Source organism: Streptomyces sp. DSM 120436 (genome assembly GCF_055778765.1).
This window is the reverse complement of sequence record NZ_JBSKBS010000001.1, coordinates 3,202,996-3,217,103: the sequence shown is the minus strand read 5'-3', so window position 1 is coordinate 3,217,103 and position 14,108 is coordinate 3,202,996. Positions and strand designations below refer to the sequence as shown.

Below are 14,108 nucleotides of genomic sequence, written 5' to 3'. Positions count from 1 at the left end.
GGCCGCCGACTGCGAGGCACCGCTCGACCCGGTCAGTACGCGGGGAGGGTCCGGGGCCCGTGGTCGTCGCGGGCGGGCGGCGGCGCGAGGCGTACGGAGGCGCTCAGGACGCTCACGCCGTGCGGGGCGACCACGACCGGCTCCAGGGTGACCGCGACCACCTCCGGATGGTCGTGGACCAGCCGCGACACCCGCAGCAGCAGCTCCTCCAGCGCGGGGGTGTCGACGGGCGCGGACCCGCGCCAGCCGAACAGCAGCGGGGCGGTGCGGATCGACCGGACCAGCGAGGTGGCGTCCCGGTCGGTCACCGGGATCAGGCGGTGCGCCATGTCGCCCAGCAACTGGGACGCGGCCCCGGCGAGCCCGAAGGACAGCACGGCGCCGGCCGCCGGGTCGATCACCGCGCGGACCACCGTGTCCACCCCGCGCGGAGCCATGCGCTGCACCACCGGGCGCAGCTCCTCCGGGCCGCCGAACAGCTCGGTCAGCTCGGCGTACGCCCGGCGCAGCTGCTCCTCGTCGGCCAGGTCGAGGCGGACGCCGCCCAGGTCGGCGCGGTGCCTGAGGTGCGGGGCGGTCGCCTTGAGGGCGACCGGGTAGCCGAGGGCGCGGGCGGCCTCGGCGGCGGCGTCCGGGGTGGGCGCGGGCAGGGCGCGGTGCACGTGGACGCCGTAGGCGGCGAGCAGTTCGCAGGTGGCCTCGGTGGTGAGGCCGAGGCCCTGCCCGCGGGCGAGCAGCCCCTCGATGAGGGCGGCGGCGCCCCGTTCGTCGATGTCCTCGTAGGCGGGCACCTTGCCGGGGTCGGCGGCGTCGCGCCGCCACTGTCCGTACGCCACGGCCTGTGCGAGCGCCCGTACGGCACGCTCGGCGGCGGGGTAGGCGGGGATGGGGTGGGCGCCTTCGGGGGGTGGTACGGGGGTGGGTGCGCCCCGGTCGTCCGCCTCGACGCCCTCCTCCCTCGTCCGGGGCTCCGCGCGCTCCCCCGCGCGCGCGTCGCCGGCCGCCGGGTCCGGGCCGGAGGCGGTGGCCGGCTGGGGCGCCGTGCTCGTCGCGGCCGACAGGGCCTCCGCGAGGCCGCCCAGCTCGACGTGGACCACGAGGACCGGCTTGGTCGGCTGCTCGGCGGCGGCCGAGCGCAGCGCCTCGGCCAGGGCCGCGTCGCCGACCGAGCCCTCGCCCACCGCCGGGATGGCGGTCACGACGACGGCGTCGCAGGAGTCGTCGGCCAGCGCGCGGGAGAGCGCCGCGTGGAAGTCCGCCGCGGAGGCGGCCGTGGTGAGGTCCTGCGGCGGGTGCGGGCGCAGGCCCTCGGCGAGGCAGGCGTCGTAGGTGAGCAGGCCCAGGGACTCGGAGTTGCCGAGGATCGCCACCCGGGGGCCGGCCGGGAGGGGCTGGCGGGCGAGGAGCAGGCCGGCGTCGACCAGGTCGGTGATGGTGTCCACGCGGATCACCCCCGCCTGCCGCAGCAGGGCGGAGACGGTGGCGTGCGGCAACCGGGTCGCGCGGACGGCGTGCCCGCGCGGTCCCGCCCCGTGGCGCGCGCCCTGCACCACGACCAGCGGTTTCGCCGCGGCGGTGCGGCGGGCGAGGCGGGTGAACTTGCGGGGGTTGCCGATCGACTCCAGGTACATCAGGGCGACGTCGGTGTCGGCGTCCTCGTACCAGTACTGCAGGACGTCGTTGCCGGAGACGTCCGCCCGGTTGCCGGAGGAGACGAACGTGGACAGGCCGGTGACGCCGGTGACGCCGCCGCCGCGCCGGTGCAGCCGGGACAGGAGCGCGACGCCGATGGCGCCGGACTGGGCGAACAGGCCGATGCGGCCCGCGCGGGGCATGTCGGGGGCGAGCGAGGCGTTCAGCCGCACCTCGGGCGAGGTGTTGATGACGCCGAAGGAGTTGGGTCCGATGATCCGCATGCCGTAACTGCGGGCCTGCCGGACCAGGGCGCGCTGGCGTTCCCTGCCCTCGGGGCCGGACTCGGCGTAGCCGGCGGAGACCACGACGAGGCCCTGGACGTCGTGCTCGCCGCACTCGGCGACCACCTCGGGGACCCGCTCGGCGGGCACCGCGACGACCGCGAGGTCCACGGGCCCGTCGATGTCGCGCACCGAGCGGAAGGCGGGGACGCCGTCGAGCTCCTTCCGCCCTTGTGGCAGCGCCCCGTTCACGGCGTACAGGCGGCCGGTGAAGCCTCCGTCGCGGATGTTGTCGAGGATGCTGCGTCCGACGCCGCCGGGTGCGCGACCGGTGCCGATGACGGCGACCGCGCCGGGGGCGAGCAGCCGCTGCACCGAACGCGCCTCCGCGCGCTGCTCGCGCGCGTACTGCACGGCCAGGGAGCGGTCGGTGGGTTCGAGGCCGAACTCCAGGCGCACCACGCCGTCCTCGAAGCTGCGCTTCTGGGTGTACCCGGCGTCGGTGAACACCTTGATCATCTTGGTGTTGGCGGGCAGCACCTCGGCGGCGAACCGGCGGATGCCGCGCTCGCGGGCGACGGCGGCGATGTGCTCAAGGAGGGCGGAGGCGACGCCCCGGCCCTGGTGGGCGTCCTGCACCAGGAAGGCGACCTCGGCCTCGTCGGCCGCGCCGGTCGCGGGCCGCCCGCCGGCGTCGATGCGGTCGTAGCGCACGGTGCCGATGAAGTCGTCGCCGACGGTCGCCGCGAGCCCGACCCGGTCCACGAAGTCGTGGTGGGTGAAGCGGTGGACGTCCTTGGCGGACAGCCGCGGGTAGGGCGCGAAGAAGCGGTAGTACTTCGACTCGTCGGAGACCTGCTCGTAGAAGCTGACCAGGCGCTCGGCGTCGTCGGCGGTGATGGGGCGGATGCGCGCGGTGCCGCCGTCGCGCAGCACCACGTCGGCCTCCCAGTGGTCGGGGTACTCGTGGCGGTCCGACGAGGTCTGCATGGGCCCCAGAGTACGGCTCGCGTCCGACAACGGTGCGAGGCAGTCTGTGGGGGACGGCTGCCGGGCCGGGGCCGCGGCCCGGCAGCCGCCGGAGGCCGTCCCGGACGCCGCTCCGGGCTCGCGCCCCCGCTATGGAAGAATGGTCTAGACAACCGTGAACAGCGAAGGGCAGCAACACATGGCTGAGCGCCGCGTCAACGTCGGCTGGGCCGAGGGTCTCCACGCCCGCCCCGCCTCCATCTTCGTCCGGGCCGCCACGGCCGCAGGCGTCCCGGTGACGATCGCCAAGGCCGGGGGCACCCCGGTCAACGCGGCCTCGATGCTGGCTGTCCTGGGCCTGGGCGCCCAGGGCGGCGAGGAGATCGTCCTCGCCTCCGACGCCGAGGGCGCGGACGCCGCCCTGGACCGTCTGGCGAAGCTGGTCGCCGAGGGCCTCGAGGAACTCCCCGAGACCGTCTGAATTCATGTCTCCGCACGCGACGGCCGTGCGACTCGGAAAGGCCCGTCCGGACCCCGGACGGGCCTTTTCTTTCCCTCTTCCCATTTCCGGGCAGCCGAAAAAAGCCCCCGCCCTTCGCGTCCTCTTTTTATACGGGTCCCGTGTTAAGGGCGCAGGCTCGGCATGTTTACGGGATGTTGCGCGTTCCTCACACGGCCCGTGCGGACGGCCCGCTCGGCGCCGGAGCCGAACCGGAGCCGGTGGCCGGCGTCGGCCTGCTCGGTGTGCAGCCCCGTGAGGGTCCGCGCCCGCTCGCCGTCGCCGCGGGCCACGGCGTCCACGATCGCGCCGTGCTCCGCCCAGTACGCCACCGGGTCGGCCGGCCCGTCGACCGCGTACATCCAGGCGATCTTGTGTCTGAGCTGGGTCAGCACCGACGTCAGCGCCGGGCTGCCGGAAGCCTGGGCGAGCGTCTCGTGGAACCAGCCGCCCAATGAGCTCAGATCGTCGCTGCCGCCCTGACGTGCGCGTTCCTGCCCCAGCCTGACCAGGCCGCGCAGCACCTTCAGATGCGCGTCGGTACGCCGCTGGGCCGCCCGCAAGGCGCCGAGGGGCTCCAGCAGCCGGCGCATCTCCAGCAGGTCGGCGGCCTCCTGCTCGGTGGGCTCCGCCACGCACGCGCCCGCGTGCCGCCGGGTGACCACGAAGCCCTCGGCCTCCAGCGTGCGCAGGGCCTCGCGGACGGGGACGCGGGAGACCCCGTAGCGGCGGGCGAGCAGTTCCTCGGTGAGCCGGCTCCCGCGCCCGTGGACACCGGCGACGATGTCGTCCCGGATCGCCGTGCACACCGAGTGCGCGGGAATACGCATGACCGACCTCCGGCTCAATTCCCGTGGAACGCCGACGATTGACGTCCGTTCGTGACTCTATTGCAATCGGCGGCGTTTTCCGACGGCGGACCGGAATTCCTCCGTGATTTTCAGACAGAGGCGCCGGGACGGATGGGTCCCGGAACGGCAAAAGCCCCGGCTCACGGAGAGCCGGGGCCCGAGGGCGTGACGGGTGCGCCTCAGATGTTCACGCCGTGCGACCGGAGGTAGGCGACCGGGTCGAGGTCGGAACCGTACTCGGCGGACATGCGCGCCTCGAAGTGGAGGTGGGCGCCGGTGACGTTGCCCGTGGCGCCGGAGAGACCGATCTGCTGGCCGGCGGCGACCTCCTGCCCCACCGACACGGCGATGGACGACAGGTGCGCGTACTGGGTGTACGTGCCGTCGTGCATCTTGATGACGACCTGGTTGCCGTACGCCCCGCCCCAGCCGGCCTCGACGACGGTGCCGACGCCGACGGACTGGACGGGCGTGCCGCTCGCGGCGTGGAAGTCGATCCCGGTGTGACTGCCGGACGACCAGATGGCGCCGCCGCTCCGGTAGGCGGTCGAGACGTACGAGCCGGGGATCGGGGAGACGAAGGTGTTGAGCCGCTTGCGCTCGGCCTCGCGGGCGGCGCGCTCCTGCTCGGCGCGGGCCTTCTCCGCCTCTTCGGCCGCCCGCTCGCGCGCCGCCTCCTCGGCGGCCTTGCGCGCGGCCTCCTCGGCCGCCACGCGGGCGGCCTCGTGCTGGGCGGCGGCCTGGGCGTCGATACGGTCGGCGACCACGTCGCCCAGGGTGACGACGGGGGTGAGGCCGGTCTGTGCCGCGGCCGGTCCGGCGGCGAGCGCGGGGGCCGCGAGGGAGCCGACGACGCCGGTGCCCGCGAGGGCCGCGACGCCCGCGGCGCGGGCGGAGCCGCGCTGGACGCGGCTGGGACGACGGTGCTTCCCGGTGGCGCGGGTGAACGCCATGTACAGGCTGGTCCTTTCCTTCCCTCTCGCCTACCGGGTTAGCTGACGGGTTCGGAGCAGGAAGGTCTCCTACGGACCCCCTCGCGACACGCGCGGGCGTCCGATTCACCCCAGGGATCTCATGTGGGTCCCCGGCTCCCCTGGCTCGCGCCGTACGGGGACTCGGCGATGGCTGTCCGGTGCCGCGGGTGCGGCGCACTGCCCGACGAACAGCCCGCACGAAGCTAAGCGGGACACCGCGCGATCCCCAAACGATTCCCGGGTTTTGTAGCGCATCCCACAGGGCAGACGGGCAACCTCCGCCCCAATTCGGGCATATGGGAGCCCCGGTGACGGCGACGTCACCGGGGCCTTTCACGCGCGCGTGTGCGGCGGCCGCCCTACTCGGCCGTCACGACGGTGACTTCGCCGATCCCGAGCGCCTCCACCGGCGCCTTGATCTGCGCCGCGTCACCGACGAGCACGGTGACGAGACGGTCCACCGGGAAGGCGTTCACGACGGCTGCCGTGGCCTCCACGGTGCCGGTCGCGGCCAACTGCCGGTACAGATCGGCCTGGTAGTGGTCCGGCAGGTGCTGCTCGACCTGGTCGGCCAGCGTGCTCGCGACGGCCGCGGCGGTCTCGTACTTGAGCGGCGCCACGCCCACCAGGTTCTGCACGGCGACGTCGCGCTCCTCGTCGGTGAGGCCCTCGGCGGCCAGCGTGCGCAGCACGGTCCACAGGTCGTCCAGCGCCGGGCCGGTGTTGGGGGTGTCGACGGAGCCGCTGATGGCCAGCATCGACGCGCCCGTGCCGTCCGGGGCCGACCGCAGCACCTGGCCGAACGCCCGGACGCCGTAGGTGTATCCCTTCTCCTCGCGCAGGACACGGTCCAGGCGCGAGGTGAGGGTGCCGCCGAGGCAGTACGTGCCGAGCACCTGCGCGGGCCACACCCGGTCGTGCCGGTCCGGGCCGACACGGCCGATCAGCAGCTGCGTCTGGACGGCGCCGGGCCGGTCCACGACGACCACGCGGCCGGTGTCGTCCGCGACCACCGGCGGCACCGGCCGCGGCTGGGCCTGCGAGCCCGTCCAGGCGCCCAGGGTGTCGGCGAGCAACTCGTCCAGGTCGACGCCGGTGAGGTCGCCGACCACCACGACGGTCGCCGTGGCCGGGCGGACGTGCTTCTCGTAGAAACCGCGCACGGCCGCGGAGTCGATGCGCGCGACGGTCTCCTCGGTGCCCGGGCGCGGGCGCGACATGCGCGCACTCGCCGGGAACAGCTCCTTGGCCAGCTCCTTCGCGGCGCGGCGGGACGGACTCGCCAGCTCGTGCGGGATCTCGTCGAGGCGGTTGCGGACCAGCCGCTCGATCTCGCTGTCGGCGAAGGCGGGCGCGCGCAGGGCGTCGGCGACCAGACCGAGCCCCTTGGCCAGCCGCGAGGCCGGCACCTCGAGGCTGAGACGGACGCCGGGGTGGTCGGCGTGCGCGTCCAGGGTGGCGCCGCAGCGCTCCAGCTCGGCGGCGAACTCCTCGGCGGTGTGCTTGTCGGTGCCCTCGGAGAAGGCGCGCGCCATGATCGTGGCGACGCCGTCGAGGCCCTCCGGCTCCGCGTCCAGGGGAGCGTCGAGGACCACCTCGACGGCGACGACCTGCTGGCCGGGGCGGTGGCAGCGCAGCACGGTCAGGCCGTTGTCGAGGGCGCCGCGCTCGGGGGCCGGGAAGGCCCAGGGCCTGGCCTCGCCCGCCTGCGGCCGGGGGTGGAACTCCATCGTGGCGAGCTCGGTCACTTCGCCGTCTCCTCGTTGTCGTCGGCGCCGGCGCCGGCTGCGGCTGCGGCTGCGGCTGCGGCTGCGGCTTCCTCGGTCTCGTCGGCGGCGTCCTCGGCCGCCGGGGCGGCGGGCTCGTAGACGAGCACCGCGCGGTTGTCGGGCCGCAGGCGGGCCTTGGCGACCTCCTGGACCTCCTCGGCCGTCACCTCCAGGACGCGGCTCACGGCGGTCAGGGCGAGCTGCGGGTCGCCGAACAGCACGGCGTAGCGGCAGAGTTCGTCGGCGCGGCCGGCGACCGTGCCGAGCCGGTCGAGCCACTCGCGCTCCAGCTGGGCCTGGGCGCGCTCCATCTCCTCGGCGGTGGGGCCCTCCTCGGCGAAGCGGGCGAGCTCCTCGTCGATGGCGGCCTCGACGACGGGCACCTCGACGTCGCCGGACGTCTTGACGTCCAGCCAGCCCAGGGACGGCGCCCCGGCCAGCCGCAGCAGGCCGAACCCGGCGGCCACGGCCGTGCGGTCGCGCCGCACCAGGCGGTTGTAGAGCCGCGAGGACTCGCCGCCGCCGAGGACGGTGAGCGCCAGGTCAGCCGCGTCGCACAGGCGCGTGCCGTCCTCCGGGAGCCGGTAGGCGGCCATCAGCGCCCGCGCGGGGACCTCCTCCTCGACGACCTCGCGCAGCTCCTCGCCGATGACGTCGGGCAGCGAGCCGTCGCGCGGGGCGGGCTTGCCGTCGTGCGACGGGATGGAGCCGAAGTACTTCTCGACCCAGGCGAGCGTCTGCTCCGGGTCGATGTCGCCGACCACGGAGAGCACCGCGTTGTTCGGCGCGTAGTACGTGCGGAAGAACTGGCGGGCGTCCTCCAGGGTCGCCGCGTCCAGGTCCGCCATCGACCCGATCGGAGTGTGGTGGTAGGGGTGGCCCTCCGGGTAGGCGAGGGCGGTGAGCTTCTCGAAGGCGGTGCCGTAGGGGACGTTGTCGTACCGCTGACGGCGCTCGTTCTTCACCACGTCCCGCTGGTTCTCCATGGACTCCTCGTCCAGGGCGGTCAGCAGGGAGCCCATGCGGTCGGCCTCCAGCCAGAGGGCGAGCTCCAGCTGGTGGGCGGGCATGGTCTCGAAGTAGTTGGTGCGCTCGAAGCTCGTCGTGCCGTTGAGCGAGCCGCCGGCGCCCTGCACCAGTTCGAAGTGGCCGTTGCCCTTCACCTGGGCGGACCCCTGGAACATCAGGTGCTCGAAGAGGTGGGCCAGGCCGGTGCGGCCCTTGACCTCGTGACGTGAGCCGACGTCGTACCAGAGGCACACCGCGGCGACCGGGGTCAGGTGGTCCTCGGAGAGCACCACGCGCAGGCCGTTGGCCAGGCGGTGTTCGGTCGCTGTCAGGCCCCCGGAGCCTGCCTGGGCTGTGGCCGTGTGACCCATGGGCATGTACGTCCCTTCGATCGCGGAGGCGGTCGTCGTCGACACCGCCGTTTCTGCCGGTCCTGCCACTGTATGCAAGCGTGCGGAGGGTCGGCGGAGTTCCCGGGCCGGGCGGCTACGCCGAGAGCGAGAACCTGGTGGGACGGGTGGTGCGGGAGTGGGTGAAGCCCACGGCGCGTGACGCGGGGTGTGCGCGGGGTCGCCCTCTCGGGCGCGCTGTGGTGCGCGGTCGTGCGCTGCGGGGGCGCGGTGGACGGAGGGTGTGTACGCCGGGCGCGTGCCGGGGGGCCCGTACCGGTCGCGGGGGCCGCGCGGAGGGCGGCTCCGGGTGCGCGGAGCCGCGGGCGGGGACCCGCCCGGGCCCGAGAGGGGGTCCTCAGCCGTACAGGGTGCTCGGACGGGACCCGTCCTGTCCGGGGCGGCCGGGAGAAGCGCCTCGGTGGTCCCGTGCGGGCCGGCCGGCCGCCCACGGCCGTGTGAGCGGCGGACCGCGGGGCCACCCCGCGCGGTGCGCGGCGACCGCGCCGCGTAGCCTGCTCGCGTCGCCGTACCGCGCCGTACCGCGCCGAACCGGGCGGCAGGACCCAGGTCCTGGTCCTTCTCTGTCAGTGCGAAGGTCCACAATGGTCCGCGTCAGATCCCGTCCCACGCTTCAGCAAGGAGCCGGCAGCGATGGCCCGCCGCAGCACGAAGACCCCGCCGCCCGACGACCCGTACGAGGAGAAGATCCTCGACATCGACGTCGTCGACGAGATGCAGGGCTCCTTCCTCGAGTACGCGTACTCGGTCATCTACTCCCGCGCCCTGCCCGACGCGCGTGACGGTCTCAAGCCGGTGCACCGCCGCATCGTCTACCAGATGAACGAGATGGGGCTGCGCCCCGAGCGCGGGTACGTGAAGTGCGCGCGCGTGGTCGGCGAGGTGATGGGCAAGCTGCACCCGCACGGCGACGCGTCGATCTACGACGCCCTGGTCCGCATGGCGCAGCCGTTCTCCATGCGCCTGCCCCTGGTGGACGGCCACGGCAACTTCGGCTCGCTGGGCAACGACGACCCGCCCGCCGCGATGCGGTACACCGAGTGCCGGATGGCGGAGGCCACCGGTCTGATGACCGAGTCCATCGACGAGGACACGGTCGACTTCGCGCCCAACTACGACGGCCAGGAGCAGGAGCCGGTCGCCCTGCCCGCCGCGTTCCCCAACCTCCTGGTCAACGGCGCCTCGGGCATCGCCGTCGGCATGGCCACCAACATGCCGCCGCACAACCTCCGCGAGGTCGTCGCCGCCGCGCGGCACCTGATCCGGTACCCGAACGCCGACCTCGACGCCCTGATGAAGCACGTCCCGGGCCCCGACCTGCCCACGGGCGGCCGGATCGTCGGCCTCTCCGGCGTCCGGGACGCGTACGCGACCGGGCGCGGCACGTTCAAGATCCGCGCGACGGTGACCGTGGAGGACGTGACGGCGCGCCGCAAGGGCCTGGTCGTCACCGAGCTGCCGTTCACGGTCGGCCCGGAGAAGGTGATCGCCAAGATCAAGGACCTGGTGGGCTCGAAGAAGCTCCAGGGCATCGCCGACGTCAAGGACCTCACCGACCGCGAGCACGGCCTGCGCCTGGTCATCGAGATCAAGAACGGCTTCGTGCCGGAGGCGGTGCTGGAGCAGCTCTACAAGCTGACGCCGATGGAGGAGTCCTTCGGCATCAACAACGTGGCGCTGGTGGACGGCCAGCCCCTCACCCTCGGCCTCAAGGAGCTGCTCGAGGTCTACCTCGACCACCGCTTCACCGTGGTGCGCCGCCGCTCGGAGTTCCGCCGCGGCAAGAGGCGCGACCGGCTGCACCTGGTCGAGGGCCTGCTCACGGCCCTGGTGGACATCGACGAGGTCATCCGCCTCATCCGCTCCAGCGAGAACTCCGCGCAGGCCAGGGAGCGGCTGATCGAGCGCTTCTCGCTGAGCGACGTGCAGACCCAGTACATCCTGGACACCCCGCTGCGCCGTCTCACCAAGTACGACCGGATCGAGCTGGAGGCCGAGAAGGACCGGCTGAACGCGGAGATCGAGGAGCTGACCCGGATCCTGGACTCGGACGCGGAGCTGCGCAAGCTGGTCTCGGCGGAACTGGCCGCGGTGGCGAAGAAGTTCGGCAACGACCGGCGCACGCTGCTGCTGGAGTCGGCCGGCGCCCCGGCCGCGGTGCCGCTGCAGGTGGCGGACACCCCGTGCCGGGTGCTGCTGTCGTCCACGGGGCTGCTGGCGCGCACCGCCGACGACCGGCCGTTCGGCGACACCTCCGGGGCCAAGCGGGTCAAGCACGACCTGATCCTCTCGGCGGTCCCGGCGACCGCGCGCGGTGAGATCGGCGTGGTCACGTCGGCCGGCCGGCTGCTCCGGGTGAACGTGATCGACCTGCCCCAGCTGCCCGAGGCGATGCCGTCGCCGAACCTGTCGGGCGGTGCGCCGCTGGCGGAGTTCGTGTCCCTGGAGGACGACGAGCAGGTGGTGTGCCTGACGACGCTCGACGAGTCCTCGCCCGGCCTGGCGCTCGGCACCCAGCAGGGCGTGGTCAAGCGCGTGGTGCCCGACTACCCCTCCAACAAGGAGGAGCTCGAGGTCATCACCCTCAAGGAGGGCGACCGGATCGTCGGCGCGACCGAGCTGCGCACGGGGGAGGAGGACCTGGTCTTCATCACCGACGACGCGCAGTTGCTGCGCTACCCGGCGGCCCAGGTGCGCCCGCAGGGACGCCCGGCGGGCGGCATGACGGGCATCAAGCTCGGCGAGGGCGCGAAGGTCATCAGCTTCACGGCGGTCGACCCGGCGGCGGACGCGGTGGTCTTCACGGTCGCGGGCTCGCGCGGCACGCTGGACGACTCGGTCCAGACGACGGCCAAGCTGACCCCGCTCGACCAGTACCCGCGCAAGGGCCGGGCCACCGGCGGCGTGCGCTGCCAGCGGTTCCTGAAGGGCGAGGACTGCCTGTCCCTGGCCTGGGCGGGCCCGGCCCCGGCACGCGCGGCGCAGAAGAACGGCGCGGCGGTGAGCCTCCCGCCGATCGACCCGCGCCGGGACGGCTCGGGCGTGTCCCTGGCCAAGACGGTGGCCGTGGTGGCGGGCCCGGTCTAGGCCGCCGGGTCCTCGCCCTCCTGGACGTAGCGCAGGACGCCCCACATGCCGGCCTCGTCGTCGGTGTGCGGGGCGCCGTCGCTCACGCACCCCTCCAGCTCGGCGCGGAGGGCGCCGGTGTCGAGGCCGGTCCCGATCAGCACGAGCTGCGTCGCCCGCCCGGCGCCGTCGGCCGGCCACGGCTCGGGGTGGAAGCGCAGGAACCGGCCGACGGCGTGCACGGCGTACCGGTTGCGCATGTCGTACGGGCCGAAGTCGACGTACCCCTTGATGCGGTACAGACCGGCCGGCCTGCTGTCGAGGAACGCGATGAGCCGCCGCGGGTCGAGCGGGGTCCCGGACACGAACGACAGGCTGTCGTACCCGGCGTGCGGATGCGGGCCGTGCTCGTCCTCGGGCCCGGGGTCGTCGCGGTGGAGGTCGTCGAAGGACAGCTGCCCGACGCGTTCCCGGGCGGGCCGGCAGTCGAAGAGGAATTCGGGGTCGATCCGGCCGTGCGTGGCGGGCACCACGGCCGCCCGGTCGACGAGGGACCTGACCGTCTTCAGCACGGGCTCCGGGTCGTCCACCCGGTCGGTCTTGTTCACGACCACGAGGTCGGCGAGCGCCAGGTGCCGGTCGATGCCGGGGTGCGCGGCCCGGGTCTCGTCGAACTCGGCGGCGTCGACGACCTCGACGAGTCCGCCGTAGACGATGTCCGGCAGTTCGCTGGCGAGCACCATGCGGACGAGTTCCCGGGGTTCGGCCAGGCCGCTCGCCTCGATGACGATGACGTCGATCCCGGTGGAGGGGTGGGCGAGCCGCTCGAGGTACTCGTCGAGTTCACTGGCGTCGACGGCACAGCAGAGGCACCCGTTGCCGAGGGACACGGTGGAGTCGCCGAGGGCGCCCGCGACGGCCATCGCGTCGATCTCGACGGCCCCGAAGTCGTTCACGACCGCGCCGATGCGGCTGCCGCCGCTGCGGTGGAGGAGGTGGTTGAGCAGGGTGGTCTTGCCCGAGCCGAGGAATCCGGCCAGCACGACCACCGGAATCTGCCGCCCGCTGCTCCGCTCCGACACACGACCCCTCTCACACCTGTGCGCACACCGGCTCACTGGCGGCGTACGCACGGACGAACGACTGACGGTCCAGGATACGAGTACCCGTGACCGCCCCGAAGTGAACGATCGTCAACGGCATACGCGGGGCGGACGTCGGGCAAGGCGCCGGATGACGCGACCCTCGCTTCCCTCCGTGCGCCTCCTCTCCGTCTTCCCGCAGGCCAGAGCCGCTCGGCGCCCTGGGAGGCGGCACGTGCCGCACGCCGCACGCCGGTTCCCTGAAACCGGTCCACCGCCCGACGACCGGCGGACGGCGACCCGATCGGGGTATGTGACACAGGCACGGGGAACGTGGGGCCGCGGAGGCCGCACGGCGCTCGACGCCGCGCGACGCGTGAGCGCGTCTCGGCAGGCCCGCCCCGCCGTGGAGGACAGGCCGCACAGACATGCCCCCCCGGGGTGACGAGCGTGCGAAGCATCGGCGCCCGGCCGCGTTCTCGGCATACGTCACCTCACGCGTGCCCGAGACGCGGCCCGCCGGTGGCCCGGCGGGCCGACAAGGCACCGAAGCCGAAGTCAGGTTAGGCTCACCTGTGTGAGTAGCACGTGCTCCACCGTCTCCCGCGAGCTCGACGAGCCCGTCGCGGGAACCGCGGCGACCGCGAGGACCTGGCTGCTGCTGGAGCAGCCCGGCCCGTGGGGCGCCAAGGCGCTCACGTCGAGCCACCTCGACCCCGCACTGGGCCGCGCCCTGGAGACCGCCGCGAAGGGCACGGGCGTACGCATCGCCCTCATCAGGCGCCCCGGCCGCCACGCGGACAGCCGCATGCCCGCCACGCGCCGCGTCTACCTGGCCCACACCGTGCCGGGCAACGTCTGGCTGCACACCGCCACCACCACCGACCCCGCCCGCCTCCTCGACCTCGACTTCCCGGCCCTCGGCCGCGGTGACGCCACCGGTTCCGGCACGGTGCTGGGCGGCGTCCCGCACGACGGCGACCCCCTCGCCCTCGTCTGCACCAACGGCAAGCGCGACCGCTGCTGCGCCCTGCTCGGCAGGCCCCTCGCGGCCGAGCTGGCCTCCTCCGGGGTCGAGGGCGTCTGGGAGGTCACCCACCTGGGCGGTCACCGCTTCTCCCCCACCGTGCTCGTGCTGCCGTACGGCTACGCCTACGGGCGGGCGGAGGCGCACGCCGTCAAGGAGGTGCTGCACGGCGCGCGGGAGGGCCGGATCGTGACCGAGGGGTGCCGGGGCGGCTCCGCGTGGGAGCGGCCCGGTCAGGCGGCCGAGCTGGCCGTACGGCGTGCCCTGCGGGAGGACGCCGCGCAGGTGCTGAGCGTCGTCCGCACGGAGGGCACGGCGCCGCGCTGGGAGGTGACCGTCGCCCACGCGGACGGGCGGCGCTGGCGGGTGGAGGTCGTCCGGGGGACGTCCCTGCCGCCCCGCCCGGAGAGCTGCGGCTCGGTGCTGGGCTCACCCGCGCGGATGGACGTCGTGGACGTCCGCGCGCTCACCCCCGCGGTCATGACCGGCTGACTGCGGGGAAGCCCGTCACACCCCTACGGCACCCCCGCCTCCCCC

General features: G+C 74.0%; 9 protein-coding genes and 1 riboswitch. Of the genes, 3 read left to right on the top strand and 6 right to left on the bottom strand.

The features are described from left to right. Positions 1 to 32 precede the first annotated feature (32 nt). On the bottom strand, positions 33 to 2,906 hold the full coding sequence (locus ACWH4W_RS14575; RefSeq protein ID WP_473076152.1) for a bifunctional acetate--CoA ligase family protein/GNAT family N-acetyltransferase: 2,874 nt from the start codon (positions 2,904 to 2,906) through the stop codon (positions 33 to 35). A 178-nt stretch (positions 2,907 to 3,084) separates the two neighbouring features. On the opposite strand from ACWH4W_RS14575, the gene ACWH4W_RS14570 reads away from it, so the two are divergent. Further along, positions 3,085 to 3,366 (top strand): HPr family phosphocarrier protein, encoded by a 282-nt coding sequence (locus ACWH4W_RS14570; protein ID WP_006136411.1) that lies wholly within the window; start codon positions 3,085 to 3,087, stop codon positions 3,364 to 3,366. Positions 3,367 to 3,509: 143 nt separating this feature from the next. On the opposite strand, the gene ACWH4W_RS14565 is transcribed toward ACWH4W_RS14570, so the two are convergent. The 4 genes from ACWH4W_RS14565 to ACWH4W_RS14550 all read right to left on the bottom strand — a co-directional run bounded on the left by ACWH4W_RS14565 (position 3,510) and on the right by ACWH4W_RS14550 (position 8,363). Then, a complete protein-coding gene (locus tag ACWH4W_RS14565) occupies positions 3,510 to 4,214 on the bottom strand; it encodes a GntR family transcriptional regulator (protein WP_473076151.1) in 705 nt (234 codons plus the stop codon). A gap of 200 nt (positions 4,215 to 4,414) precedes the next feature. Then, positions 4,415 to 5,188 carry a M23 family metallopeptidase gene (locus ACWH4W_RS14560; protein WP_473076150.1) on the bottom strand — a complete coding sequence of 258 codons (774 nt, stop codon included), beginning with the start codon at positions 5,186 to 5,188 and terminating at the stop codon, positions 4,415 to 4,417. Between the two features lie 12 nt (positions 5,189 to 5,200). Next, positions 5,201 to 5,366, bottom strand: a riboswitch (cyclic di-AMP (ydaO/yuaA leader). A 202-nt stretch (positions 5,367 to 5,568) separates the two neighbouring features. Next, a complete protein-coding gene (locus tag ACWH4W_RS14555; protein ID WP_473076149.1) occupies positions 5,569 to 6,957 on the bottom strand; it encodes a M16 family metallopeptidase in 1,389 nt (462 codons plus the stop codon). Then, positions 6,954 to 8,363 (bottom strand): M16 family metallopeptidase, encoded by a 1,410-nt coding sequence (locus ACWH4W_RS14550; RefSeq protein WP_473077498.1) that lies wholly within the window; start codon positions 8,361 to 8,363, stop codon positions 6,954 to 6,956. Before ACWH4W_RS14550 ends, ACWH4W_RS14555 begins: the two co-directional genes overlap by 4 nt. 666 nt (positions 8,364 to 9,029) lie before the next feature. Here ACWH4W_RS14550 and ACWH4W_RS14545 point away from each other — a divergent pair. Next, positions 9,030 to 11,483 (top strand): DNA gyrase/topoisomerase IV subunit A, encoded by a 2,454-nt coding sequence (locus ACWH4W_RS14545; protein ID WP_473076148.1) that lies wholly within the window; start codon positions 9,030 to 9,032, stop codon positions 11,481 to 11,483. Here the strand turns inward: ACWH4W_RS14545 and ACWH4W_RS14540 are convergent. Further along, positions 11,480 to 12,544, bottom strand: a complete 1,065-nt coding sequence (locus ACWH4W_RS14540; RefSeq protein ID WP_473076147.1) for a CobW family GTP-binding protein — start codon at positions 12,542 to 12,544, stop codon at positions 11,480 to 11,482. The two genes, ACWH4W_RS14545 and ACWH4W_RS14540, sit on opposite strands and share 4 nt — an antisense overlap. Before the next feature lie 577 nt (positions 12,545 to 13,121). Between ACWH4W_RS14540 and ACWH4W_RS14535 the strand changes: the two genes are divergently transcribed. Then, on the top strand, positions 13,122 to 14,063 hold the full coding sequence (locus tag ACWH4W_RS14535; RefSeq protein ID WP_473076146.1) for a sucrase ferredoxin: 942 nt from the start codon (positions 13,122 to 13,124) through the stop codon (positions 14,061 to 14,063). Positions 14,064 to 14,108 lie beyond the last annotated feature (45 nt).

What these genes read in the sequence shown, in the direction of transcription:
- ACWH4W_RS14570 (WP_006136411.1), top strand. Translation starts at nt 3,085, where the DNA reads ATGGCTGAGCGCCGCGTCAACGTCGGCTGGGCCGAGGGTCTCCACGCC.
- ACWH4W_RS14565 (WP_473076151.1), bottom strand. Translation starts at nt 4,214, where the DNA reads ATGCGTATTCCCGCGCACTCGGTGTGCACGGCGATCCGGGACGACATC.
- ACWH4W_RS14560 (WP_473076150.1), bottom strand. Translation starts at nt 5,188, where the DNA reads ATGGCGTTCACCCGCGCCACCGGGAAGCACCGTCGTCCCAGCCGCGTC.
- ACWH4W_RS14575 (WP_473076152.1), bottom strand. Translation starts at nt 2,906, where the DNA reads ATGCAGACCTCGTCGGACCGCCACGAGTACCCCGACCACTGGGAGGCC.
- ACWH4W_RS14545 (WP_473076148.1), top strand. Translation starts at nt 9,030, where the DNA reads ATGGCCCGCCGCAGCACGAAGACCCCGCCGCCCGACGACCCGTACGAG.
- ACWH4W_RS14550 (WP_473077498.1), bottom strand. Translation starts at nt 8,363, where the DNA reads ATGCCCATGGGTCACACGGCCACAGCCCAGGCAGGCTCCGGGGGCCTG.